Below are 25,112 nucleotides of genomic sequence, written 5' to 3'. Positions count from 1 at the left end.
AGGGCTACGGGCAGGAGTGCTTTGGCCGACAACACCATGCCTAGTCTTGCGTGGCGCCCGCGCGCCTCAAGGCCACGCCCTGCGGTTGGCCTGTGGACCGCTCTGAGCCCTGCGCTCACCGCGGATCACCAAGCGTCAGTGCAGGGAAGGTATGTGTTGCTCCCCACACGATGCGACGAGGAGCCGCAATCCGGCGCCGTCGTAGAGCGGCTTCAGCGACTCTCCCAGTAAGGGCCGCAACAGTCGCTACCGCACGATCCTCCCGAGATCGTTGAGCAAGATGACTGAGGCACTGGCATAGGCAACGCCTTCGATAGTTAGGGCCTGTGCAATCCTCACGGCTGCCAGCCGACCTTCGCGCATCCACAGCGTTGGTCGCATTCCAAAGTCATAGCCGTTGATCTGGAATCTGCCGTCGAAGAACCAGCTATCCCACTCATCGGGTCCCGCTGCATATAGCGGCCGCTTCGTTGACAGCATGAAAGTGGAGTTGGTGGGTACGATGATCGGTATAACGACAGATGGAACCGCAGAATTGCGCTGCGTTACTAGCCGTCCGATGATCTGAGGAGTTCCCACCGCACCCCGGACGACCCGGTACTGGCCAGACGACAGATCGAACTCCACCACATTTATCGACGTAGCGGCCGTTGTACGCCCTGCGAAAACATAGCTCAATGATGTTGGGACTCCATCTTGAACCAGTTGGGTGAAGCGACCGTCGATAGAGAAGTCGGTCCGCATGGGTAGCGGAACGGTGATGTTTGCATCACGGCTACCACTTGCCAGCACTGCCTGCTGTATTTCTCCGCGAGGGTAGAACTTCACCGGTCTGGGCATCAGGATCAGTTTCTCACGCCCGGGCATCGGCACTTGCTCTGCGAGTTCTCCGGCAAGTACCCGGCCATCTTCTGCAAGTTCGATCGTGGTGCCTGCCTTGAACTTCAATCCGTTCTGAATGAAATCAAGCTTCAGCACGCCCCGCGACACTGCTCCACTGAAGTGAAATGTGACGCTAGATCCCGCGGCAAAAGTCGCGCCCTGATACTCGGCGTCAACAGTCAGAGTTGCCTGTTGCGACAAAGCAGGCGCAGCCAATGTGATTGCGCACATCGCTGCGCAGAATGATCTGGCCACAAGTTTGGCTTGCATTACTGTTCTCCCTTGGCGGGTATACGTTGACTCTTTGTTTGGCAGCCGCATCGCGCGTGCTTGATGCGACCCCCGGTTGGCCCTGTCACCTGCGACTTGCCCGCTACGGCTCGCACCCGTCGTTCTCCCCCGGCTTGAACCCCCACGTCAGCGCGATGTCCCGCGCCAGACACGACCGAGGGTTGCCTATGGGCGGAACCTTCACGGGGGGGAGGAAATCCTCCGGTGCTTTCGCCAGCCGCGATACCGCCGTGCCGCGGCCAAGGCGGCCTTCTTCCAGTTCGAGCCTGACGGGTGACAGTTGGAGATCGCCCTTGCCGGCCAAGTCCCAGTTCGTGACGGACGCACCGGGGAAGAAAAGCACCTTGACCGTCGGTGGCGAGCGCTCGGAGGGGAAATCCACGAATATCTCCGCGAATGACGGCACGGCGTTGACGCCTCGGGTCTCCATGCGGAAGCCGCCGCCGTCCATGACCTTCGCGACACCCCACCCGCTGAGCAGGTTGTAGGACTGCTGCGCCAGGCCGGAGGAGATGACCTCGTATCCGCGGATCTCGCCTGCCAGGCGCATCAGGACCATGCCGGAATAGTGCACGTCACCGGACAGCACCAACAGCCTGTGCTGCGGTGCGTCCTTGAGATGTCCTGCCAGCAAGGCAAGGATCCTCTCTCGCTCGCCCCGAGAGAGACGGTCCACTGCATCGTCGCGCCCTGAGCCGCCGACCACGGTCCCCACCGTCGTACCGACGCCTGCGGCCAGCGTCAACGGGACTCCCAGCGACACCACCAGCAGCGTCGGCCGGTCCTGCCGCTCTTCGCGGATGCCCCGCAACCAGCGCTTGAGGTCTGCTTCTTGGCGGCCGCACACCTTCTCGCGCATCGCGGTGCAATCGGCGCGGGTGCGCGTGTCCATAGCGAAGAATCGGGCGCCGCTCCAGCCGAACTGGTAGTGAAAGCCCTCGCCATCCTGACGCGCGCCGCCGGGGTTCCGGCTTGCCTGGAAAGCACGGAAGGCATGGCGTCCTTTCGCATAGAACCCGTTCCAGCGATCTTCGCCGTCTGAGCGTGCACCCCATCCGTCGCGTATCTCGTGGTCGTCGATCATCATCGCCGAGGGGACGTGCGCCAACGCGCTCTGCAGCTGATGGAGGCCGAAGTTGTACCGATACAAGGCGTCGAAAGCCGACGCGACGCCGCCCTCATCGCCCTGCACCGAGTCGTTGTGCTTGCCGCGTAGGTAGGCCGCCGTCTCTTTGCCGGTCTTGCCCCCCCCGCCGTCGGTATAGATCTGGTCGCCCAGCTGAAGATGGAAGGCGGGTCTTTGCGACAGCGGCGCGCGTGATCGACTGCCGAGCGACTCCAGCACGCTCCGCGTGGACTCGTCGACAAACAGCCGCTGGCCATCTGTCTTCCATGGCAGGAAGCAGCTGCTGACCAGGAAGCTGAAGGACTGCTTGCTGTCCGGCGCAGGGGGCAGAGTGACATCCACCGGATGGGTGCGCGTCAGACCGCCGCCGCTCAGCCGGAGTTCGAAGACCGTCGCAGCGCCGAACGCGGATGCCGGCACTTCGACCACCCTCGCGCCATGGGTGGCTCCGCCCACGTCCGAGAGTACGACCGTCTCCGGGGGGACGGTGAGCCAGTCGGATGATCCCCGGGAGCGCCACTGCACCTGCGGCTTTGCAGCCTCCTTGACCCGGTCAGGCTTGAGCAGATACCAAATTCGCACCGATCTGCCGTCGCTGATGGTCGGGTGGACCATCTCCAGCTGGGCGATGGACCCGGCCTGCTCCGGCCAATGCTCCCGCCTGAGCTCTTCCCAAGCTCCGGCGTAACGCTCAAGGAACTGCGCCTGGATCTCCGGGCCCGAGTACCTTGGTGGATGGTGCGCGCAGCCCGCCAGGACGCTGAGACCGAGCGCGACGATTCCCAGCCGGAGCGAGCAAGTGGATCCGACATGTCGCTTCGTCGTCATGAACCGGGCCCCCAGGAGGACAGGATGCGATGCGCGACTCTATTGCATCCCTCTCCGTCCCCCGGTATCGGTAGCGGGCAGGGCCGACATCGGAACCTCGTCGGCAAGAGTCCTCCGATCGCGACTGTGTCCACTCGGTTCGATCCGCGTACTGCACGCCCCGGAACCCTCGGGCTGAAGTGGTCATCGGCCAGCACGGGCTGAACAGTCGCTGAGCGCTGGATGCCCCAGGTTACGATGCTCGCAGCTGCCCCCGCGCTGTCATGACGCACCAGCCGCTGAGCCGGGCTTGGCGGGTTGCGGGGTCTCAGGCTGCGACAGCGTCTGACGCATCTGCAGGTGCTGCAGCCAGACGTGGCGCACGAACGGATCTGCGATCTCGAAGCTTCCGTGCCCCTTGCGGACGATGAGGTTGGCGGAGACCAGTTTTTCGATGGCCGGGGTCATGTCGTTCGGCGAGACCTCCCGGCCCAGGGCTGCGGAGAACGTCGCGAGCGTCTCGGCCGCAAAGAGCCCGCGATGCTGGCCGGCAGCGATGCGCGAGAAGGCCAGCACGGCGAGCTCGCCCGCTTCCTCGATGGACTGGATGTCGAGTTCGGCTGCGGCGGTGGCCAGCGTGGCGCAGATGGTGGCGAAGACCGTGCCCGCGTCGGCACCGCGCCCGGCGGCCACTTCGTCCTGGAACTGCCGCACAGCCTTGGCCAGTTCCTCTGGCCGGCTGCCGACGCTGCGGAAACCTTCCATCGCCGCTTCCAGCGGCGGCGCGACCAGGCCGGCAGCCTCGACCCGGCGCAGGAACCACTCGACGTAGTCCTTGCCCAGCGGCTCGAAGGAGGCCGTGTGCGCGCCGGCAAAGGCTTGCGAGCGACGCGTGGCCATGTCCGTCACGAGCGACTTGTGCGATCCGGTCCCGACGATGAGCAGCCGGCCCGGCAGGTCGGTGGCGGTGTTGACGCGGTCGCGCGCGGCCTTCAGGGCGAAGAGCATGTCCTGGCCATCCTGGGTGGCCATGGCCTGTTGCACCTCGTCGATGACCAGGACGACGTGGCCTTGGCCCTTCTTCACGAGTTCGACGAAGACGTCCGCGAGCGAGGCGCCGCCGGGCGTGCCGAGGGCGTCGAGTTGCAGGCTCAGGGAGATGCCGGCGGCGCCGAAGTCCACGCCTTTGACGCGGCGGAGCTTCTGCAGCAGGCCGGAGGCCGGGTGCTGGAGCTCAGAAGCCGCAGCGCGCACGGCCTCGAGCATGAGCGTCATGGGCGGGCGTGTGCGGTCGGTCCACAGATCCACGTAGAGCGTGAGGGCACCGCGCTCGAGCAGGGCCGGGATGAAGTCCTGGCGGATGAACGTGGTCTTGCCGATGCGGCGGATGCCGGAGAGGAACACGCCCGAGCGGAGCCCCTCGTCCAGGGGTCCGGGTTCCAGGAGTTGGCGGGCGAGGTCCTGCGCGTAGCCGGGTCGGTGGAATAGGTTCGGGTCAGACACGGGCGGCACCGGGATTTGTGTATTTTTGGCTGGACACCAAATTTTCTCTTTGGGCAAAAGAAAGTCAAGACGGGTAGCTCGGTGCGGCAGCGCTCGCGCGCGTGCGCGGTCGTGCATGGACGCGCGGCCCGGGGGCTTCGGGCTCCGGGCTCGCCGGGGCGCGCGGGCGTGCCGTCGCGCCGGTGCTCCGGTGCCTGGCACGGCCCCTGATCGGAGGGCACGGAGCCACTGACAGCGGCGCCGTCGGACGCCCTTCCCTGCCTTCCAGGCCATCAAGTACCTTGATAAGCCTTGTTATCAAGGCACCTGTTTTTGGCCTCCGAAACACTTCCAGACCGGGCACACTTGCGGCAGTCCCAGTTCCGACAAGCACTTAGAGCCGCCGTCACCGACCGCCGTCCGATGAAGCCCCCTGCCCCAAACTCCACCAGCCGCTCTGCCGGACGCTCGACGGGTCGCCGCCTTGGGCAACCTCAGATGGCCTTCGTGCGCAGCTGGGCCGAGGGCCTGGACCTCGTGACCGCCTGGGACCGCTACCTCTACGTCGACGGTCAAGGTGACGGCCGCCGCGCCCGCGGCGAGCTGCAGCGGCTGCTGGACGAGCTTCGCAGCCTGGCGCGCGCCCATGGTCGGCCCGACCTGGCCGCCCTCCTCCGCCGTGACCCGGAAGCCATCCCGGACAAGGCCACCAAGGTCCCGACGCTGGACGAGTTCGCAGCGCAGCAGCCGGCCGACTACTACAGCGAGGCCGAGCTCATCGAGCTCTACCAGGAGCAGTACGGCGGACAGAGTGGCCAGGCCGACTCCCGCAGCGCGGCGCGCCGGCGGCAGCGGCTGCGCGAGCGGCTCGTCCAGGCGATCCAGTGGCTCACGAATATCGGGGTACGCGAGCCGGCGCCGGCCGATCCCGTGGCGGCCTGGCTGGACGAGCGGGTGGCCGCCCGGCTGGCGGTGGTGGGCATCCGGAAGCTCGAAGAACTGGTCTTCTGGATCCGCACGAAGGGATTCAACTGGCACCGCGGCGTCCCCAAGGTCGGCCCGGAGGGTGCCGCGCGCATCGTGCGCTGGCTGCGCGAGCACGAAGCGACGCTGGGCGCCCTGCCCTCCCCTGCCCTTGCGCCACTCTCGCAGGTCGACACAGAGGCGCTGACCCCGCCGCCCCGGATCGGCATCGTGCCGCTGGAACGCTTCCGGCCACCATCGGAGCGCGATGGTTCCCGCGGCCTCAACCGCGCTCCACTGGACCGGTGCAAGGTCGCCGCAGCCAACGACTACGAAGCCATCCACGCCTGGCTGCGGCTGCGCGTGCAAGGCACCCACACCTGGCGCGCCTACCGCAAGGAGGCGGAGCGGTTCCTGCTCTGGGCCGTGATGGAGCGAAGGAAGGCGCTGTCGTCGTTGGATGGGGATGACTGCGTGGCGTACCGGGATTTCCTGGCCGCGCCGGGGCCAGAGTGGGTGGGGCCGCGCAATGCACAGCGGTGGTCGGAGGCGTGGAGGCCCTTCGAGGGGCCCCTCTCGGTGCGGTCGCAAGCATCGGCCATGACCATCGTGCGCTCGCTGTGCGAGTGGCTCGTGCGTCGGCACTACCTGGACTCGAACCCTTGGGATGACGTGCCGGCGCGGCCGGATGCGCCGTCGATGCCGCAGCTGCGGGCGCTGTCGCAGAAGCAATGGGCACTGGTTCAGGAGTGGATCGGCGAAGAGCTGGCTGCGGCGCCCTCCCCTGCCCTGCAGCGGCTGAAGTTCATCCTCGACTTCGCGTACATGACCGGCATGCGCCTGGCCGAGCTCGCCGCCGCAAAGCTCGGCTGGCTGCGTCACGAGCAGCTCGACGACGGCGAGTGGGCCTGGTCAATCATGGTGCTGGGCAAGCGGAACAAGTGGCGCGAGGTGCCGCTGCCGGATCCGGCGGTGGACGCGCTGCGGGCGTACCTGGATGTTCGGAGGCTGTGTACCGAGATATTCGACAACGATCCGGAGACACCGCTCATCGCCAAGTTGAGCATGGAAGCGCCGCTCACTCAGGCACGCATCTACGAGGTGCTGGTGACGGGCTTCGAGCGTTGTGCGGCGAATATGTCGGTACGGGACCCACGCGCCGCTGAGCGGATCCGTGAGGCATCGACGCACTGGCTGCGGCACACCTACGGGTCGCACTCGGCGGCACGCGGGGTACCGCAGGACGTGCTGCAGGCCAACCTCGGCCACGAGAGCCTGGCAACAACCTCGATCTACGTGCGCGCCGAGAAGGCGCGCAAGCACCGCGCCATGCAGGGCGCGTTTGTGCGCACCTAGCGGGCCTTACCCAGCATCTTCTCGATGTAGGCGGCAAGCTCCGCCTCGGCCTCGGGCGAGACCGAACCGGCCCCGAACTCGACGCTCAAGCGGCCCCGGCTGTCGCGCTTCATCACGGCACGGCGACCGGCGAGACCCTCGATCACGCGCGAGCCCGATGTTGAACCGTTCAACACCTCCGTCTCGCCGGGCGCCGTCAACGCGGCAAACACCTGCGCCGCCGCAGCGCTCTGCCCTGCGCTGCGGATGCCGGCGGCACGGGCCAGCACCCCTTCAGGATCCTTCTGCAGGGCCTCGGCCAGGGGCTGGGCCCAGCGGAACTGGATGTCCAGCGGCGAGGCGAACGCCGCCACGACCGCATCGGGCAGCCGTGCCAGCGACACGCTCTTGGACACCAAAGACACGTCCACCCCGACGGCTTCGGCCAGGCGGCGCAGCGACGGATAGAGGCCCTGCTCCAGCGCGCGGCGGTACATGCACCCCTGCTCCCAGGGGCTCAGGTTCTTGCGGGCGCGATTCTCGCGCTCCATAGCCTCGAACAGCGCTTGGTCGCTGAGCTCGGTAACCAGCGCCTGCACCGGCAACCCAAGCTCCAGGCATGCCCGGTGCCGCCGATGGCCGTAGACCAGTTCGTACGACGGCCCGGCAGGTGTTGAACCGTTCAACACCTCCTCGCGGATCTGGCGCACGCTGATCGGCTGCACGTTGGTTCCGGCCGCGGCAATGTCTGCCTTCAGCACTTCGAAGGCCGCGTCGGCGTACGAATGCTCGTGGCGGTTGGCCCACTTGGAGGGCCGTACGGTCTGCGGGTCCAGGCTGCGCACCGGGCGCGCGCCGTCGAAGGCCTTGAGCTTATCGCGCAGCTCGTCGGCCTCCTTGATGGCCGCCGACTGCGACGCCATGAACAAGGCCATCGAGCCGGGCGCGGTCTTGGGCCGCACATCGGCGATCTCGGTGCGCTCGGGCGCCGGGCCCGCCTCGGGCGCGGGGACTGGAGGAGCCTGGATTAGGCTGGCCTTGGCTGCGAGCTTCTTGCTCATCGCTGGCGCTCCTTGCGATCGGGTGTTGAACCGTTCAACACCTGGCGTCGTCGATCCCACACCGCCCGGATGGAACCCTCGATGTGCCCGACGAAGCTGTCGTAGGCATCACGTGCGCGCTTGAAGGTGCGTGCACTGCCGTCGTACCGTGACACGTCGTACACGGTGCCGAACTCGGCGCTGGTCACCCCCGTGACCGCGGTCTTGGGAATCTCCACCGGCAGCACCTTCTCGGCGTAGGTCTGGCCGATCCACTGACGGATCACGTTGCTCGCCGTGTCGGCCGAGTCCACCCGGGCCAGCAGCACGTGGATGAACTCGAAGCTCTTGTCCAGGCCCCGCTTGGTGAGCAACTCGTTGGCCAGGTCGGAGAACAGGCTCCAGAACTGCGAGGCGGAGGCGAAGTCGAGCGCGTTCGGGGGCAACGGCATGATCACGCCGTCGGACGCCATGAATGCGTTGATCGTGGTGTAAGACAGGGCAGGGGGCGTGTCGATCACGATCACGTCGTACTCGCCGCGCACATCGTCGATCCCGAGATCTAGCACGCGCCAGAACTCGAAACCCGGCTCCTGCGTCTGCCGTGCCGGCAGCGCGAACTCTGCTCCAAACAGCACTGGCGCAGCCCCGACCAGGTCGATGCCGTCCCAGTAGGTCGGGCGGATGGCGTAGCGGATCGACGTCTCCGTACCCATCGCCAGTGGCAGGATGGTGTCGGTCTCCTCCACCTCCGTGTCGGGCAGGATGCCGAAGAGGGTAGTCAGCGAACCCTGTGGATCGGTGTCGATCACGAGCACCCGGTGCCCCAACAACGACAGCCCCTGCGCCAGGGTGACGGCGGTGGTGGTCTTGGACACACCGCCCTTGAAGTTGCCGATGCTGATGGTGACGGCTTCGGCGCCGTCCGGCCGCAGCCGGTCCTTGCGGTACTCGCGCACCCAGGCCCGTACCTCGGCCAGCGTGAACTCCCGACGGCTGCCCGACGCGTTGAGCCGGCCCGCCGGCAGGTCGCCGCGAGTCATGCGGTGGGAGACCGAGCCCTTTTCGACGTCGAGCATCGCTGCCAGTTGCGACAGGGTGAAGGTGGGCGGCAGCTTACGTGCCGTCGGCGCCAGCATGGCGGCGCGAATCTGCTCCATCATGGCCATCGCTCGTTCCGCTTGTGCGGTGATGTCGGCCAGGCTGATGGGCTTGGCTTGCTGAATGATTGGGCTGGCCATCGTGTCACTCCTCGGAGCCTCGAGTTTATCGTCTGCTTGACGCGGAACGTGCGCTTGCATCGACTTTCGTAAAGCGCGCGTTTCCGGTAACGATCGACGTTCAAGGCCCGGGCTGCTGGATTTTTAGAGATTCTGGCTCCTTGAAGTCCTTCAATACCTTTAGCGAGCGAATTTCTAAGCGTAATCAAGCACTTGGCACTGGTTACGTGAGTGGATACGGGATAGCGCGGAGAGTCTTCGGGATCAAAGGTGAGTGGATGCAGGTCGAAGCGGAGGACTTTCGGGAACCTGGGTGAGTGAACACGGGGAACCGTGCCTCCGAGCCAAGCGCCTGCGGCGCATCCCCTCGCGCTGGAGCCGCACTGCATTGCAAGCCGGGTGTCCACGCGACCCAGGCCTCCCGAAAACTCTCCGCTTCAGGGCCTAAGAGGTCCTCGCTGCGTCGCCGTGACGTGAGAGTTTTCGGGAAAGGTGCCTGCGCCGCGTGCGGTGATGGCACTGGCCCCTGTGGATGTCGCCACGGCCCGGGCGATCCTCACACTGCTGGGTCCTGGTCGAGACGGCATCCCGAAAACTCTCCGCTTCGGAGCGCCGGATCAACGGTGAACCTGCGGTTCACACCAAGACGTCCGAGGCCCGGTAGGCGGATGGTCAAGTGTGAATCCGTGTTTCACGTTTGGCATACAGTCCGAGCGTGGCTTCAAACAAGCGCGGCACTCATGCAACCGGTCCCACCTCGGCGGCCCATGAGGCGCCACGCCCCGCGTCGACGTTCCCGATCCCTGGGAACGGCACGAAACTGCTGCGCAAAGCCGTCAACACGCTGGCCATCATCCCGAAGTCCACCCGCATCACGACGCTCGGGCGCAAGACCTACAACGTGCTGCTCTACCAGGCGCAGGAGCAGGGGCTCGAGCGCGAGGTCTTCCGGGCGCCGCTGGAATCCATCATCAGCGGCCTGGACTTCGACAGCAACGACTACGCCCTCATCAAGAAGCACCTCCGCGCCATGGTCTCGACCACGGTCGAGTGGCAGTCGCCGACCACGGGGGAGGGCAGCGCCTGGCACGTCAGCGGCCTGCTGGCGCACGCGACGCTGAGCAAGCAGGGCGGCCAGGTCTGGGTCGAGTGGTCCTACGCCGTCAACCTCAAGCAGGAGCTGCTCGAGCCGACCGTGTTTGCTCGACTGAGGCTGGAGGTCATAAGCCAGCTGCGCTCGCACGCAGCTGTGGCGCTTTACGAGATCTGCACGCGCTACAAGGACATCGGGCAGACCGCGCGCCAGGAGTGGCGCTGGTGGGTGCCCGTGCTCAGCGGCAACCCCGTCAGCGAGAAGTCGGCCCGGCTTGAATATCGCATCTTCAAGCGCGACACGCTTAAGCCCGCGGTCGCGGAGATCAACGCCATCACGGACATCGAGGTCGAGCTGGTCGAGCACAAGCAGGGTAGGGCGGTGGGCGAGATCCAGTTCCGCATCCGCCCCAAGCGCCAGGCCTCGCTGCCCATGTCGACGCCGCCGCAACCGGTGGATCTGGCCCTGATCACGCGAGCGCAGCGGCTGGGCGTGGGCGACGACGCGGCCGAGGCCATAGCACAGGACTACGGCGACGAGGCTTTTCGAGCGGGCCTGGACTCTCTGGAGCGCCGGCTGGCCAGCAACTACCCCGAGCCGCTGCGCGATCCCGTGAGGTATCTCCGCGCGCTCATGCCGGGCGAGGCCGCCCGGGCCAGCAAGCGCAATGAAGACGCGGCGGCACTGGCCGCCGCCACGGCCGACGCCGCCAGCCCGGCCAGCCGTGAAATGCAGGACAAGCGGCGCGCGCGCTGGCTGGCGGAGTGGACGCGCCGTCAGCACGAGAGGCTTTCAGGCGCCATCGAAGCGATGTCGCCGCAGGCCCAGAAGGAGCTGGAAGCCAGCCTGTTGATCACGCTGCAGGCGCGCGGGGCGCACCCCAGCATCCTGAAGCGACTCACGACCAGCGGCTGGCAGCACCCGATGGTGCGCCAGGAGATGCTGCGGCACTACGGCGCGGCCACGCACGGCGACCGGTGGGATCAGCCAAGCGCCGAGCAACTGCTTGCCATCGCGGCCGAGCTGGGCGAGGTGGGCGATGCGGGTTGAGTGCGCGGCTTCGCGCCGGCCCCGGTGTAAGGCGACCCGGGGCCTGGAAGGTTGTCACTGATTCGCTGATGCCAACGCGGCTTGTCGAGCGTCAGCGTAGCGTAGCCGCTGTCCGCCTTGCACGCCAGGCCAAGCGTCGACCGCCGCCTTCAGGCAAGGTCTGTCGGTGAAGGCGATGCACCCTGACAGTCCTGACAGGATGGACGACGGGGGCGGCCCCGGATACCGTGCGGGCCATGGAAACCCAGTCAACGACGGCATGAACCAGACCAGCGCTCCGGGGGCGCCCAGCTCTTTGGCAGAAACACGCAAGGCACGCGGCGGCATGTTTCGTCACGCCGTACGCATGCTGCATCCGTGTGCGACACCCTCGCGCACCGACCAGGGTGCTGCTCACGAACTGGTGGTTTCACCCGCCCGAGGTTCACAGGGCGAGGAAGCCCCCTCTACTGCAAAGAAGGAATCTGCCGGGCAGCCCGCCAACTCGTCGCCTCGGTCACTAGCCGCAGGTTGACCACGAAACGGGTTGCAGCCCTCTGACGGACCCCGACACGTGCCACTACCGCGCCCTGTACCCTCCAGGTTGGCATTGTATGGACAAGTGACATACAATGCTGACACGACGAACGCAGCACACGAAAGACGCGCCCATGGCCCAGGCCCAGGAACCCGTCACGATCAGCATCCGTGCCAAGGCCGGCCAGCGTGACTTGATCGACCAGGCCGCCGACCGCCTGGGCCGTAGCCGCTCTGACTTCATGCTTGAAGCCGCTTGCCGGCGGGCTGAAGACGTGCTGCTCGACCAGACCTACTTCGCCCTCGACGCGAAGAGCACGGCCGCCTTCCAAGCCATGCTCGATCAGCCGCCCCTGCCCACCGACCGTCTGCGCCGCACCCTCAAGGCCCGCACCCCCTGGGGCACGGTAGCCGCCGCCGGCAAAGTCGTAGGCCAACGCGGGAAGTGACCGCGCCGACGCTCTCGGCGCCGCAACCGCTGACGGACCGGCATCAATTGGCCGACTTCGACAGCGGCGAGCCGACCCTGGACGACTGGCTGAGGCGCCGCGCGGCCAAAAACCAGGCCAACGGCTCATCCCGCACCTACGTCGTGTGCGAGGGCGACACCGTGATTGGCTACTACTGCCTGGCTGCCGGGGCCATCGGCCACGCCGAGGTGCCGTCCAGCCTGAAGCGCAACCGGCCCGACCCGATCCCCGTGCTCGTCCTCGGCCGCCTGGCCATCCACAAAGACCACCACCAGAAGGGCATCGGCACCGCGCTCGTTAACGATGCCATCCGGCGTGCGATCCAAGCCGCCGACATCGCCGGCGTCACCGCGCTCCTGGTACACGCCATCTCCGAGCAGGCCCGGCGCTTCTACCTCTCACGCGGCTTCATCGAGTCACCCATCAAGCCAATGACCCTGTGCCTGATGCTGGCTACAGTCCACCAGGCCCTTCGCGAGCCGTAGCCCAGAAGCGCGGCCGAGACCCAGGACAACAAAGCAGGGGAAGCACATGTCGAAGGACCTGCCGCTGACATTCTTCGAACATCCAATCCTCAATTCGCCGTACGCATACCCCGGCAGGCACTGGGAACTGGATGCCGACGGTCAACCCACGAACAAGCTGATCGAGTCCCGCCGGCGCTCGGACCTGATAACACCCGTCCCCAAGGCGAAGAAGCGCAAGGCGCCCAACGGCCCGACCGTTCAGGTTGCGCTGGATCTGACTGCCGATGACGAAGGTCTCAGCACCGCCGAGCAGAAGTACGACCCGACTCCCATCATCAACGAGCTGCGCGGCTACGTCGACACGTGGCGCGCACTGCCCAACGCGTCGCAGTGGCAGGTCACGCCCGAGACCGCCCGCCTGCTGCAGCACTGGCGGCAGCACACCTTCCAGAACCAGCGGCCTTTCTTCTGCCAGATCGAGGCGGTCGAGACCGCCATTTGGCTGACCGAAGTCGCGCCCAAGCTGGGTGCGGCCGGCAAGAAGTTCCGCGACCACCTGGCGGGCGCGAACGCGATGTCCAACCCGGACCTGTTCCGCATCGCGCTGAAGCTGGCCACGGGTGCGGGCAAGACCACCGTAATGGCCATGCTCATCGCCTGGCAGACCATCAACGCGGTACGCCACCCAGGCAGCAGGCAGTTCACACGCGGCTTCCTGATCGTCGCACCCGGGCTGACCATCAAGGATCGCCTGCGCGTGCTGCTGCCGCAGGACCCGGAAAGCTACTACGTCACCCGCGAGATCGTGCCCAGCGACATGCTGGGTGACATCAAGCGTGCCGTCATCGTCATAACCAATTACCACGCCTTCAAGCTGCGCGAGACGCTGGAAGTCACTGCCGCCGGCCGGGCGTTGCTGCAGGGCCGCGGCGCCCCGCTGCAGACCCTGGAAACCGAAGGCGAGATGATCAAGCGCGTGATGCCCGAGCTCATGGGCATCAAGAACGTGCTCGTCATCAACGACGAGGCGCACCACTGCTACCGCGCCAAGCCGAAGGAAGCCGAGGCCGACATCGACGACCTGAAGGGCGACGAGAAGGACGAGGCGAAGAAGAACAACGAAGCGGCCCGCCTGTGGATCAGCGGCATCGAGGCCGTGAAGCGCAAGCTCGGCGTGCCGGTGGTGTTCGACCTCTCGGCCACGCCGTTCTTCCTGCGCGGCTCGGGCTATGCCGAGGGCACGCTGTTCCCGTGGACCATGTGCGACTTCTCGCTGATGGACGCCATCGAGTGCGGCATCGTCAAGCTGCCGCGCGTGCCGGTGTCTGACAACATCACCGGCGCCGACGTACCGAAGTTCCGCAACCTGTGGGACCACATCGGCAAGCGTATGCCCAAGAAGGGCGTGCGCACGGCCGGCAAGCTGGACCCGCTGGCCCTGCCGACCGAGCTGTACACCGCGCTCGAAGCGCTCTACGGCCACTACGCCAAGATCTTCGAAAGCTGGCATGCCCAGGGCATCGAGGTGCCACCCGTCTTTATTGTCGTGTGCAACAACACGGCCACGTCGAAGCTCGTCTACGACTACATCTCCGGCTTCGAGCGCACCATCGAGCACACCGGTGCGAACGGCGAGAAGACCGAGACCCGCACGCTGGAGAATGGCCGCCTCAAGCTCTTCCGCAACTACGACCAGCACGGCCAGAAGCTCGCCCGCCCGCGCACCCTGCTGATCGACAGCGAGCAGCTGGAATCGGGCGAAGCCCTCGACCCCGGCTTCCGCGACATCGAGGCCGACACCATCGAGCGCTTCCGCCGCGAGATCATGGAACGCACCGGCGACCGCGCCGCGGCCGACAAGCTCACCGACGCCGACCTGCTGCGCGAGGTGATGAACACCGTGGGCAAGCCCGGCAAGCTGGGCGAAGGCATCCGCTGCGTGGTGAGCGTCTCCATGCTCACCGAAGGCTGGGACGCCAATACCGTGACGCACGTGCTCGGCGTCCGGGCCTTCGGCACGCAGCTGCTGTGCGAGCAGGTGGTGGGCCGCGCGCTGCGCCGCCAGAGCTACACGCTGAACGCCGACGACAAGTTCGACGTGGAGTACGCCGACGTGCTGGGCATCCCGTTCGATTTCGCGGCCAAGCCGGTGGTCGTCCCGCCCAAGCCGCCGGTGAAGACCACCCGCGTGCACGCCATCAGCCCCGAGCGCGACGCGCTGGAGATCCGCTTCCCGCGGGTGGACGGCTACCGCGTCGAGCTGCCCGCCGAGCGCCTGGAGGCCACCTTCAGCGCGAACTCGGGCCTCACCCTGACGCCCGACCTGGTGGGCCCGTCCAACACCCAGAACCTGGGCATCGTGGGCGAAGGCGTGAACCTGACGGTGCAGCACCTCGAAGACACGCGCGACAACTCGATCGCCTTCCACCTGGCCAAGCATCTGCTGTACCGCAAGTACCGCGACCCGGGCGAGGACCCGAAGCTGCACCTCTTCGGCCAGCTCAAGGGCATCGCCCAGGAATGGGTGCGCGACCACCTGAAGTGCGCCGGCGGCACCTGGAAGGCCCAGGTGATGCACCAGGAAATCACCGACATGGCCTGCGAGCGCATCCATGCAGCCATCAGTGCCACGCTGGCGGGATCGAACGCCGTGCGCGTGGTGCTCGACCCGTACAACCCCTCTGGCAGCACGCGGCACGTGAACTTCACGACCGCGAAGCAGAGCCTGTGGGCCACGCAGGGCCCGCCTCCGAAGAGCCATGTGAACTGGGTCGTGTTCGACAGCGATTGGGAAGCCGAGTTCTGCCGCGTGGCCGAGCAGCACCCGCGCGTGCGGGCCTACGTGAAGAACCACAGCCTGGGCTTCGAGGTGCCCTACCGCCTGGGCGGCACGCAGCGGCACTACCGGCCTGACTTCATCGTCCGCATCGACGACGGCCACGACAACCCGCTGAACCTGGTCGTCGAGATCAAGGGCTTCCGCGGCGAAGACGCGGTGGTCAAGGCCGAGACGATGGTCACGCAGTGGGTGCCGGGGGTGAACGCCCTGGGCACCTACGGCCGGTGGGCCTTCGCCGAGTTCCGCTCGGCGCATGAGCTCGAAGCCGACTTCGACAAACTGATCCAGGGCCTCGTGACGACGAGCACCGCGCCCGTGACTGCCTGACGGACCCGACATGGCCACCAAGAAATCCGGAACCACTTTCGTCGGCGTCGATGCGCTGAAGCACGCCGACGACAAGCGCAAGAACATCCCGACGGCCGAGTACCAGAGCCTCATGGCGGACGAGGCACGCAAACCCGTGCAGGTGACCTATTCGCGCACCACGTCGAACGCCGATCACCTGAAGACCGAGAAGGAAACGCGCAACCACGACCTGGACCCGCAGCTGGTCTGGCGCGGCAAGGATGCGCAGGACTGGACGGACCTCGTCGTCAACGCCCCGCCGCTCTATATCCAGGAGAAGGTGCACCCCAAGGTGCTGATCGACGACCTGCTGCGGCAGAGCCGCGAGCGGCGCGAGGCGGCCGAGGCCGCCGCTGGCGGCACGGTCGACATGTTCGGCGACTTCAACGGCATCCCAGCCGGCGCCGACAAGACCGACTTCTATGCCCACGACCAGAACTGGACCAACCGCATGATCCTGGGCGACAGCCTGCAGGTGATGGCGAGCCTGGCGGAGCGCGAGGGTCTGCGGGGCAAGGTGCAGTGCGTCTACATCGACCCGCCCTACGGGATCAAATTCAATTCGAACTTCCAGTGGAGCACGACCAGCCGTGACGTGAAGGACGGCAATCGGGACCACATTAGCCGAGAGCCGGAGCAGGTGAAAGCATTCCGCGACACCTGGCGCGATGGCATCAATTCGTACTTGACTTACCTTCGCGACCGCTTGACAGTGGCACGCGACCTGCTGACCGAGAGTGGCTCAGTCTTCGTTCAAATCGGCGATGAGAACGTCCATCGAGTCCGCGTATTGATGGACGAGGTTTTCGGCGACGAGAACTGCGTCGCTCAGATTGCGACCAAGACCTCTGGCGGCTCGACTGGTGTCTATCTCGCGGGGGTTCAGGACCACGTGCTTTGGTACTGCAAGAGCCATGAGCACCTCAAGTACCGGCCGCTCTTCTCTACCAAGGCCGTAGGAGAGGAAGGAGCCGAGAAGTACACGCGAGTGCGCCAATCCGATCTGACTCGGCGATCCATGTCGGTCGACGAGCGAACTGGCACAAGCGAGCTTCAAGCCGGCGCACGAGCCTATCGGCAAGACAACCTCACGAGTCAGAGCGTCGGCCGAGACAAAGGTGAAGGTGCCGCCTCATGGTTCCCCGTGCAGATCGCCGGCCAAGAAGTTCGCCCATCGATCAAGGTCCGCTGGAAGACGAACGAGACCGGCATGCAACGGCTCCTCTACGCAGATCGCGTGGAACTTACTGGGAACAGCCTTGCCTACGTCCGGTACCTCGACGACTTCGGCGCAGCCACGCTGAACAACTCGTGGTCCGACATCGGTGGCATACAGAGCCGGCTGGACCCAAAGGTGTACGTCGTCCAAACGCCGACTACGGCAATCCAGCGATGCATGCTCATGGCAACAGACCCTGGCGACCTCGTGCTCGATCCGACCTGCGGCTCGGGCACGACGGCCTACGTCGCCGAGCAATGGGGCCGCCGCTGGATCACCATCGACACCTCGCGCGTTGCTCTCGCGCTCGCGCGCGCTCGCATCATGGGCGCCCGCTACCCGTACTACCTGCTCGCCGACAGCCCCGAAGGCCAGTTGAAGGAGGCCGAGGTCACACGTGGCGTGCCGAGCAGCCTGCCCACGCGCGGCAACATCCGGCAAGGCTTCGTTTACGAGCGAGTGCCTCACGTCACGCTGAAGAGCATCGCCAACAACGCCGAGATCGACGTGATCTGGGACACGTGGCAGAAGAAGCTGGAGCCACTGCGCGAGGCGCTGAACGCCGCCCTCGAGAAGGACTGGCAGGACTGGCAGATTCCGCGCGAGCCAGACACCAAGTGGAACGACAAGGCGAAGAAGCTGCACGCCGACTGGTGGGCCGCCCGTATCGAGCGGCAGCGCGAGATCGACGCCTCGATCGCGGCCAAGGCCGAGAGCGAGTACCTGTACGACAAGCCCTACGAGGACAAGAAGCGCGTGCGCGTGGCCGGCCCGTTCACGGTGGACTCGCTGAGCCCGCACCGCACGCTGGCCATGGACATCGACGATGGGCTGATCGACGGCGTGCGCCAGCCCAAGGCCGAGTACGAGGCCAAGGCCGACTTCGCGTCCGTGATGCTGGAGAACTTGAAGGCGGCCGGCGTGCAGCAGGCGCACAAGGCCGACCGCATCAGCTTCACCAGCATCGTCGGCTGGCCGGGTGAGTACGTCTGCGCCGAAGGGCGCTACATGGAGGGCGAGAAGGAGCGCCGTGCCGCCATCTTCATCGGCCCCGAGTTCGGCACCGTCTCGCGGCCTGACCTGGTGGGCGCCGCCCGCGAAGCGGCCGACGCCGGCTTCGACGTGCTGATCGCCTGCGCGTTCAACTACGAGGCGCACGCCGCCGAGTTCGAGAAGCTGGGTCGCGTGCCGGTGCTCAAGGCCCGCATGAACCCCGACCTGCACATGGCGGGGGAGCTGAAGAACACCGGCGCCGGCAACCTGTTCGTGGTATTCGGCGAGCCCGACATCCGCATCGAACCGCAGGCCGAGGGCAAGGTGCGCGTGCGTGTTAAGGGCGTGGACGTGTTCCGCCCGCAGACGGGCGAAATCGAGAGCGGCGGCACGGACAGCATCGCGCTGTGGATGATTGACACCGAATACAACGAAGAGAGCTTTTTCGTCCGCCAGGCCTACTTCCTGGGCGCGTCCGACCCCTACAAGGCGCTGAAGACGACGCTGAAGGCCGAGATCGACGCCGAGGCCTGGGCCACGCTCAACAGCGACGTGTCCCGCGCGTTCGAGAAGCCGAAGACCGGGCGCATCGCGGTGAAGGTGATCAATCACCTGGGCGACGAGGTGATGAAGGTGTTCGGCGTCTGAATCGGGCCTAAATCCGCGACATGCCGGTAACCGCACTCGTTGGACAGCTGCTGGCGGCAGGCCTGGCGGAGGACTTCGCTTCGGTGGCATCGCTTCCAGGCGCTGGCAATCATGCCCAGGTGCTCCGGCTCGCGTCCTCGCTCCGTGGCGAAGGGCGGAGCGCCGTCGACGCAATGACGAAGGCCGAACGAACGGCGTTCATCAAGGCGCTCGCCGTCTATGAGGACACGGTCAGGGGACTGGGAAGCGTCACCGCGCTGTGCCAGTTGCTGCCCCTGTCTCCTGGTGAGGACGAAGCAACGATCGACTGGGTTCTCGCCCGCACCCGCAGCTACGACTATTACGCTAACGGCGCCCGAACACTCGCCGAGGTCCTTGAGGCCAAGGCTGCGCGAGCTGAGGGTCGAGCAGCTACCGCCCGCCTGGAGGCAGAGCGTCAGCGGGCCGCCAGTGAGAAGCGCGCGGCGCGGGCAACCACGCTCCTCTACAACGCTGTGCGCCGCGGCGACCTGACGGCAGTGCAGGGGCTGATCGAGCAGGGGGCATCCGCCGATGCCCGAACGCCCGAGGGAGAGGATCTCGGTGGCTATGCCGAACGGAATGGCCGAACGGACATCGCCGCCGCACTCCGGGAAGCCAGGAACCGGCGCTGAGCCGCATCCGGAGAGGTTCGATGTCGAAAGACCAGGCCAGAAGTCCGAAGTCGTACGAGAACGAGGAACTGCTGCTGGCGATGCTTCCGGAGCTGCTGGAGCAGAAGGGCTTTGCCGGCGTGACGACGGTACGCACCGGTGGCATGAAGTTCGTCGACGCCAGGGCGTCGGACGGGTCGAAGGTCCGGTTCTGGCTGAAGCAGGGATGGACCGACTCGCGCAACTATTCGGCCATCCAGTTCGGGCTGTTCAGCGTGCCGGAGCCGGCCAAGCTGCCGGACTCGCACTTCACCGACTACGTGGCCGGTCGCGTGGCCAGGGCGAAGGCCAGGGGCGCGACGCACGCGCTGCTGGTGCACATGGTCGACTCGCGGATCACGAACTACGTGGCGCTGGCCGTGGACGATGTGGCCGATGCCTATCGACAGCAGATCGCGCAGTGGCGCAAGCGGGCAAGGAACACGAAGACGCCGACGCTGTGGTTCGAGGACACACGAGGTGGCCCCGACGCCGACTGCGTCACCGCCGTCACAAGCCTGGAGTTGTCGCTCTCGTCCATCTGCGGCCTGAGCGACGACCCCAAGGTCGCACCGGGGTCGAAGAAGATCACGGCCGAGCTGGAGGTGCGCATGCGACAGCAGGCGTTCCGGATGCTGGTGGGCAACCGCTGCCAATGGCGTTGCGTAGTCTCCGGCACGGAGGTGAAGGCCTTGCTGGACGCGGCGCACCTTCCGGGGAAGAACTGGCGGCACGACAACGCGGCCGACGACGGTGTCCTGATCCGTACCGACCTGCACCGGCTTCTGGACCGGGGGCTGGCCGAACTCCGCGACGGCAAGTTCTGGCTGGCCGAGAGCGCACGGGCCGGCGAGTACGCGAAGTTCCACGACCGTCCGCTGGAGTCATGACGGCACCATGAACGCCGAGGTCCGAAGGTGACCGGCACCTCCACGCCCGGGGAGCCGCATCGCACCCCCGAGATCGATGATGTCTTGCGCCGCATCGGCAGGAACCTGCTTCTGTTCCAGCACATCGAGCACCTGCTCAAGCAGCTGATGACCAGCGCCCGGCTTGAAGGCACGGTCCGTTCGATGCAGACCAACCTCGAAGCACGGCGGGCCAAGATCCACAAGCAGACGCTGGGGCAGCTGGCGGGGCAGTTCGTCGACGACGTGCTGGCCGACGCCGGGGAACGCGAAGCGCCCGAGAGCGTCGACCAGGCCTGGTTCTCGTTCGGGTTCACTATCCATACGGACAGCGCCTTCGTCGAGCAGCATGCAGCCGAGATGAAGGCCGTCGTGGATGCCCGGAACGATCTGATCCATCACTTCCTGCCGCGCTGGTCACCCGCGTTCGAAGACAGCACGCGTGCGGCGCTGGAGTATCTCGACCAGCAGCGTGCCCAGGCACTGCCGATGCGCGATCGCCTGCAGGGTTTCGTGAACTCGCTTCAGGAGGCGGCAAAGGCCCACGCGGAGTTCATATCGTCACCTGAGGGTGCTCGTCAGTTCGAGCTGCATTGGCTGCGGCACAGCCGACTCGTGCTGCTGCTTGGCGAGATCGCTCTCCGGACACCTCGGGCGGATGGCTGGACCGTGCTCGCTTCCGCTGGGCACATCCTTCGGCAGCGGGAGCCGCGGGAGCTGGAGAACATGCTGGAGCTGTATGGTCACCGGACCCTGAAGAAGCTGTTGCAGGCGACGGAGCTCTTCGACATCGAGGAAGAGCCGACACCCGGGGGCGGAACGCGGACGGTCTATCGCATCAATCCGCGGTTCGAGCTGCAGATTCAGGGGGGACAGCTCGTGGCGCCTGATGCCGCTTTGCCTGGAGCCTGACGATCGACAGAACGGACAGTCGATCGCTCTCAACACCGAGCGGCTGTGACCGCCGAGATTTCGCCTTGCGGCGCTTCTTATTGTGTTTGATAAAGGACGTTATCATTCATGTACGAATCCTGGTGCGCTCCTAGACCGTAACGCCGCCGAAGCCGACGAGCTGGCCGAGCAGGTGAGGGCTCCTCTCGCCAAGTCGCAGGCTTGGATCGTCGCGGTCGGATGCTTTGCCGTCTGCCTGCAGCGGGCCAGGTGGATCCGCAACCACAGCCCCACAGCGGAGTGACCAATGTCCTGGCATGCAACACCGCCCAACAAGCTCGAGATCCGTCTCGGCCTGGCGTCGCGTCCTCAAGTCGTCGAGTGGCCCGTTGTCGAGGCCAGGCCGGCCGCCGTGCTGGTCACGACCCCTGGCGGACCGCTGTGGATCCCGCTCTCTCGCTGGCTTGCAGAGGGTGCTCCACTTTTGCAGCCCTACGGCCGTGAAACCGAAGCCGCCTGCGACGCAGCCATGGGACGCGTTCTGGACTTCGTCCGAACTTTGGTGACGGGGGATCGAGACGCGCGCGTCGCCGTCACAAGCGTGGCCGAAGGCAAGACGGAGAAGAGCCGTTCGGTCAAGCTGCAAGTCACTGTAGACGCGCCAGGCAAGCCGCAGCGCACCCTGGTGCGGCAGAAGATGGTGCCGGCGTCGCTGTTGAAGCAGCAAGACGATGGCCCCTGGTGCCTGCCGATGTGGTTCGTGAAGGAGAACATCCTCGCGTCCTTCGAGAAGGTAGAGGCCTTGCCTTGGGCGGGCCTGGCAGCGGTGGAGGCCCAACTGCGGGAGGCATGCACCTTGGCCAAGGCCGATGTGATTGCCGACCAGCATCAGCGCGCAGCCGAGCAAGCCCGTAGCGACGCCGAGGCCGCTCGGAACCAGAACGAGAAGACGAAGCGAGAGGCAGAGCACCTGGCCGGTCTCGCCCGGCTGCGCGCGCTGGCCGAAGAAGATGGAGCGTTCGCCCTCGCTTTCGTCAGGCGGCGTATGACGCTTGCGCAGGTGAGTGCTGACACCAAGCATCACCTTCGCCAATGGCCGACTTGGGTGCCCAGTGACGGGCTGGATGCTCCCTTGGATCCCTCGATGCCGTGTACGAGGATGTTCGAATTGCTCGGGTCTTTGGTCGAGATTGCCAGGCGCGACCCGGACTTCGCACCATGGCGTGAGCGCAACGCAGAGCGCCACTCGCAGTTGCTGAAGCCGTGCCCAGCGCCCAAGCCCAAGGAGCCTGATCGCCTCATCGAGAGCTGCTTCGTGCGCTGGGTCGAGTGGGTCGGTCCTACGACCTCTAGGAAGCGGGTCGATCACGAGGCAGAGGGCTGCAGAGTCGAGGTGTTCGGCGCGAAACACTTGATCCACTTGGCAGATGGCCGTGTGTTGACCAAGATGAAAGGCCCTAACCTCCAGATCGTGGAAGCCGGTCAGGACGGCGCGCAGGTCTGCGGCTCGGCGGCCGATGAACACTGAACTGGTTCTCGCGAGCGCGGGCCAGGTCCCCGCAGTCTTCGCGTCCGATGCCCTAGCGGCTCGGCGCACCTTCGAGTTCTTCGCTGTCAACATCCGCAACCCGAACACGCGCAAGGCCTACGCGCGCGGGGTAGCCGACTTCTCGACCTGGTGCGATCGGCATGGCCTGAAAGACGTGCGCCAGGTCCAGCCCCTGCACGTGGCGGCCTACATCGAGGGCCTGCAGCTCGCTGCCCCCTCCGTGAAGCAGCGCCTGGCCGCGCTGCGCATGCTCTTCGACTGGCTCGTCATCGGCCAGGTCATGCCGATGAACCCGGCCAGTTCGGTGCGCGGGCCCAGGCACTCGGTGAAGAAGGGCAAGACGCCTGTGCTGTCGGCCGAAGAGGCCCGGGCGTTGATCGACGCCATCGACACCAGCACCGTCATCGGGCTACGGGACCGCGCCCTCATCGGCCTGATGGTCTACACCTTCGCGCGCGTCGGCGCGGCGATCCAGATGCGCATGGAGGATGTCTACGTCCAGGCGCGCAGAACCTGGGTTCGGTTGCACGAGAAGGGGGGCAAGGAACACGAGATGCCGTGCCACCACAACCTCGAGGCCTGGCTGCAGGCCTACATCGAGGGGGCGCAGATGGAGGCGGGCAAGACCTGGCTCTTCCAGACCGTGGCTGGTCGGTCGGGGCGGTTGTCGGGCAACCCCATGGGGCAGGGCGATGTCTTCCGCATGATCGGCCGCAGAGCCGAGGCGGCCGGCATTCGCACGCGCATCGGTTGCCACAGTTTCCGCGCCACCGGCATCACCGAGTACCTGCGCAACGGGGGGCGCCTGGAGATCGCACAGCAGATGGCCAACCACGAGTCGGCCCGCACGACCGGCCTGTACGACCGGCGCCAGGGCCTGCTGACCGTCGAAGAAGTCGAGCGCGTCTCGTTCTAGACAAGCGCGTCCCCGTCGTCATCGTCGGCGAAATCCGCCGGCTGGGGCTGTTCGCGACGCGCACCGTTCACATGAGCCCAGAACGATGTCTTGCGGGCGTGGCGGGTGCGGATCTCGGCAACGAAGGCCTCGTGCGGTGTCAACGGCTGCAACGCGATGCCGCTCGCGGCAATCTCGCCGAGCCGGGACCAGTACCGGGCGGCATGCCCGTAGGCGCGCGCATTGGCGCGATCCAGGATGCCGTGGAGCAGGGCACGGTACACCGCGGTTTCGGCGCGCGGGCAGTCGTGCGCGCGCAGGGACTTGGCCAGCGGAACCAGACTGTCATAGTTGCGACCATCGACGTGAGCTGCGCCGGCCAGCAGCCGGGTCTCCGCCGCCTCGACCTCGCCCAGGTGCAGCAGCAGCTTGGCCGCAGCCGTCGGCTCGTCATGCGCCAGCGCCAGTCGCCGGGCGAGCTCCCTGGCCTGGGGGCGGTCCGTCTCCGAAAGATGCTCGAGCCAGCGCTCCAGATCATGCACCGACAGAGAGTCCTCGAACGCTCGCCGCCGGATCGGCAGGCTCTCTTCGAAGCGTCCGAGCCGCTCGAGGACCTCCGCCAGCAGGCTTTGCCGGCTGCCTTCGAAATGGCCCCAGGGCTGCTGCAGCCACACGAGCGCGTCGGCCAGCCGGTCGGCATCCATGTAGGCGCGGACGAATCCTTGCCGCTGGACCGGATTGGGGTCGGGCGAGAGCCGTTGGGTGGCACGCACGAGGATGTCGGGGTCGCGCAGTGATTCCGACAGCAGCGTCAGCGCGGCCGAGGCGCGCGCCACCGCGTAGGGCATGCGGTCGGTCATGGACGCTCGGGACTGCGCCTGCTCCAGACGGTACTCGAGTTCGGCGACGAGCCGGCGCTGTGCAGGCTCGTCAAGCAGAAGGTGCGCGTGCCGCAGCAGATGCTCGCGCGCGCCGTACTCGTCCCCCTCGTAGAGCTTGAGCAGGCGACCGGGCCAGGCGTCGGCCGGCATCTCGCAGGCGGCCGCGGCCTGCAGCCAGTGCTGGCACGCGGCGCGCACGGCGTCGCCGATGGCGCCTCCAGAGTCGTCGGCGCGCCCGAACCAGGTGGCGTCAGCCTCGATGAAGTCCTCGAAGAGCTCGACGGCCGCGGGCGGATGATGGGGCAGCAGCTCCCGCGCGACCTGGTCCAGCCAGTCTTCGAGCTCCCGGCCGAACGCCGCCGCTTCCCGGTAGCCGAAGAACCGAGTGTGCGTATTCCGCCCGATCGCGGACACCGTTCCGCCGTGATGGCGGACAGCATTCCGCCGTGATGGCGGACAGCGTTCCACGCTGATGGCGGACACCGTTCCGCCGTGATCGCGGACACCGGGGCGGTGTCCTGAGTGACC

17 protein-coding genes are annotated in these 25,112 nt (G+C 66.4%); 11 read left to right on the top strand and 6 right to left on the bottom strand.

The window, feature by feature from the left end:
• Positions 1–246: 246 nt before the first annotated feature.
• The 3 genes from O9280_RS16330 to O9280_RS16320 all read right to left on the bottom strand — a co-directional run bounded on the left by O9280_RS16330 (position 247) and on the right by O9280_RS16320 (position 4,726).
• The gene (locus O9280_RS16330; RefSeq protein WP_298345261.1) at positions 247–1,152 is read right to left on the bottom strand and encodes a hypothetical protein; all 906 of its coding nucleotides are present in this window, start codon (positions 1,150–1,152) and stop codon (positions 247–249) included.
• Between the two features lie 103 nt (positions 1,153–1,255).
• Positions 1,256–3,127, bottom strand: coding sequence for an alkaline phosphatase D family protein (locus O9280_RS16325; RefSeq protein WP_298345259.1), 1,872 nt, complete (start codon positions 3,125–3,127; stop codon positions 1,256–1,258).
• 261 nt (positions 3,128–3,388) lie between these two features.
• Positions 3,389–4,726 carry an ATP-binding protein gene (locus O9280_RS16320; protein ID WP_298345256.1) on the bottom strand — a complete coding sequence of 446 codons (1,338 nt, stop codon included), beginning with the start codon at positions 4,724–4,726 and terminating at the stop codon, positions 3,389–3,391.
• Between the two features lie 360 nt (positions 4,727–5,086).
• Between O9280_RS16320 and O9280_RS16315 the strand changes: the two genes are divergently transcribed.
• The gene (locus O9280_RS16315; protein ID WP_298345253.1) at positions 5,087–6,907 is read left to right on the top strand and encodes a phage integrase family protein; all 1,821 of its coding nucleotides are present in this window, start codon (positions 5,087–5,089) and stop codon (positions 6,905–6,907) included.
• On the opposite strand, the gene O9280_RS16310 is transcribed toward O9280_RS16315, so the two are convergent.
• Together O9280_RS16310 and O9280_RS16305 are read right to left on the bottom strand one after the other, a co-directional pair.
• A complete protein-coding gene (locus tag O9280_RS16310) occupies positions 6,904–7,947 on the bottom strand; it encodes a ParB/RepB/Spo0J family partition protein (RefSeq protein WP_298345250.1) in 1,044 nt (347 codons plus the stop codon). The genes O9280_RS16315 and O9280_RS16310 overlap by 4 nt on opposite strands.
• Entirely contained in the window at positions 7,944–9,167 is a 1,224-nt protein-coding gene (locus O9280_RS16305; RefSeq protein ID WP_298345246.1) for an AAA family ATPase, read from the bottom strand. The genes O9280_RS16310 and O9280_RS16305 overlap by 4 nt, the downstream gene beginning before the upstream one ends.
• Positions 9,168–9,861: 694 nt before the next feature.
• Here O9280_RS16305 and O9280_RS16300 point away from each other — a divergent pair.
• The 10 genes from O9280_RS16300 to O9280_RS16255 all read left to right on the top strand — a co-directional run bounded on the left by O9280_RS16300 (position 9,862) and on the right by O9280_RS16255 (position 23,724).
• Complete coding sequence (locus O9280_RS16300; protein ID WP_298345244.1) at positions 9,862–11,289, top strand: replication initiation protein; 1,428 nt, start codon at positions 9,862–9,864, stop codon at positions 11,287–11,289.
• A 650-nt stretch (positions 11,290–11,939) separates the two neighbouring features.
• Positions 11,940–12,254 carry a DUF1778 domain-containing protein gene (locus O9280_RS16295; protein WP_298345241.1) on the top strand — a complete coding sequence of 105 codons (315 nt, stop codon included), beginning with the start codon at positions 11,940–11,942 and terminating at the stop codon, positions 12,252–12,254.
• Positions 12,251–12,760, top strand: coding sequence for a GNAT family N-acetyltransferase (locus tag O9280_RS16290; protein ID WP_298345238.1), 510 nt, complete (start codon positions 12,251–12,253; stop codon positions 12,758–12,760). Before O9280_RS16295 ends, O9280_RS16290 begins: the two co-directional genes overlap by 4 nt.
• A 46-nt stretch (positions 12,761–12,806) precedes the next feature.
• The gene (locus O9280_RS16285; protein ID WP_298345234.1) at positions 12,807–15,908 is read left to right on the top strand and encodes a DEAD/DEAH box helicase family protein; all 3,102 of its coding nucleotides are present in this window, start codon (positions 12,807–12,809) and stop codon (positions 15,906–15,908) included.
• A gap of 10 nt (positions 15,909–15,918) precedes the next feature.
• A complete protein-coding gene (locus tag O9280_RS16280; protein ID WP_298345231.1) occupies positions 15,919–18,789 on the top strand; it encodes a site-specific DNA-methyltransferase in 2,871 nt (956 codons plus the stop codon).
• Positions 18,790–18,809: 20 nt separating this feature from the next.
• Positions 18,810–19,442 (top strand): hypothetical protein, encoded by a 633-nt coding sequence (locus O9280_RS16275; protein WP_298345228.1) that lies wholly within the window; start codon positions 18,810–18,812, stop codon positions 19,440–19,442.
• 20 nt (positions 19,443–19,462) lie between these two features.
• Positions 19,463–20,350, top strand: coding sequence for an HNH endonuclease signature motif containing protein (locus O9280_RS16270; RefSeq protein ID WP_298345225.1), 888 nt, complete (start codon positions 19,463–19,465; stop codon positions 20,348–20,350).
• Between the two features lie 27 nt (positions 20,351–20,377).
• Positions 20,378–21,280 (top strand): OST-HTH/LOTUS domain-containing protein, encoded by a 903-nt coding sequence (locus O9280_RS16265; protein ID WP_298345222.1) that lies wholly within the window; start codon positions 20,378–20,380, stop codon positions 21,278–21,280.
• Between the two features lie 286 nt (positions 21,281–21,566).
• Positions 21,567–22,787 carry a hypothetical protein gene (locus tag O9280_RS16260; protein ID WP_298345216.1) on the top strand — a complete coding sequence of 407 codons (1,221 nt, stop codon included), beginning with the start codon at positions 21,567–21,569 and terminating at the stop codon, positions 22,785–22,787.
• On the top strand, positions 22,777–23,724 hold the full coding sequence (locus O9280_RS16255; protein ID WP_298345210.1) for a tyrosine-type recombinase/integrase: 948 nt from the start codon (positions 22,777–22,779) through the stop codon (positions 23,722–23,724). Before O9280_RS16260 ends, O9280_RS16255 begins: the two co-directional genes overlap by 11 nt.
• On the opposite strand, the gene O9280_RS16250 is transcribed toward O9280_RS16255, so the two are convergent.
• Positions 23,721–25,112 (bottom strand): DUF6880 family protein (locus tag O9280_RS16250; RefSeq protein ID WP_298345206.1); only part of this gene is annotated, 1,392 nt, incomplete at its 5' end. The genes O9280_RS16255 and O9280_RS16250 overlap by 4 nt on opposite strands.

It is taken from the genome of Silanimonas sp. (genome assembly GCF_027531545.1).
Classification (GTDB): Bacteria; Pseudomonadota; Gammaproteobacteria; order Xanthomonadales; family Xanthomonadaceae; genus Silanimonas.
The sequence above is the reverse complement of the archived record's forward strand: the minus strand, read 5'-3'. Positions and strand labels throughout refer to the sequence as shown.

What these genes read in the sequence shown, in the direction of transcription:
- O9280_RS16330 (WP_298345261.1), bottom strand. Translation starts at nt 1,152, where the DNA reads ATGCAAGCCAAACTTGTGGCCAGATCATTCTGCGCAGCGATGTGCGCA.
- O9280_RS16325 (WP_298345259.1), bottom strand. Translation starts at nt 3,127, where the DNA reads ATGACGACGAAGCGACATGTCGGATCCACTTGCTCGCTCCGGCTGGGA.
- O9280_RS16320 (WP_298345256.1), bottom strand. Translation starts at nt 4,726, where the DNA reads ATGCACGACCGCGCACGCGCGCGAGCGCTGCCGCACCGAGCTACCCGT.
- O9280_RS16315 (WP_298345253.1), top strand. Translation starts at nt 5,087, where the DNA reads ATGGCCTTCGTGCGCAGCTGGGCCGAGGGCCTGGACCTCGTGACCGCC.
- O9280_RS16310 (WP_298345250.1), bottom strand. Translation starts at nt 7,947, where the DNA reads ATGAGCAAGAAGCTCGCAGCCAAGGCCAGCCTAATCCAGGCTCCTCCA.
- O9280_RS16305 (WP_298345246.1), bottom strand. Translation starts at nt 9,167, where the DNA reads ATGGCCAGCCCAATCATTCAGCAAGCCAAGCCCATCAGCCTGGCCGAC.
- O9280_RS16295 (WP_298345241.1), top strand. Translation starts at nt 11,940, where the DNA reads ATGGCCCAGGCCCAGGAACCCGTCACGATCAGCATCCGTGCCAAGGCC.
- O9280_RS16285 (WP_298345234.1), top strand. Translation starts at nt 12,807, where the DNA reads ATGTCGAAGGACCTGCCGCTGACATTCTTCGAACATCCAATCCTCAAT.
- O9280_RS16280 (WP_298345231.1), top strand. Translation starts at nt 15,919, where the DNA reads ATGGCCACCAAGAAATCCGGAACCACTTTCGTCGGCGTCGATGCGCTG.
- O9280_RS16275 (WP_298345228.1), top strand. Translation starts at nt 18,810, where the DNA reads ATGCCGGTAACCGCACTCGTTGGACAGCTGCTGGCGGCAGGCCTGGCG.
- O9280_RS16270 (WP_298345225.1), top strand. Translation starts at nt 19,463, where the DNA reads ATGTCGAAAGACCAGGCCAGAAGTCCGAAGTCGTACGAGAACGAGGAA.
- O9280_RS16260 (WP_298345216.1), top strand. Translation starts at nt 21,567, where the DNA reads ATGTCCTGGCATGCAACACCGCCCAACAAGCTCGAGATCCGTCTCGGC.
- O9280_RS16255 (WP_298345210.1), top strand. Translation starts at nt 22,777, where the DNA reads ATGAACACTGAACTGGTTCTCGCGAGCGCGGGCCAGGTCCCCGCAGTC.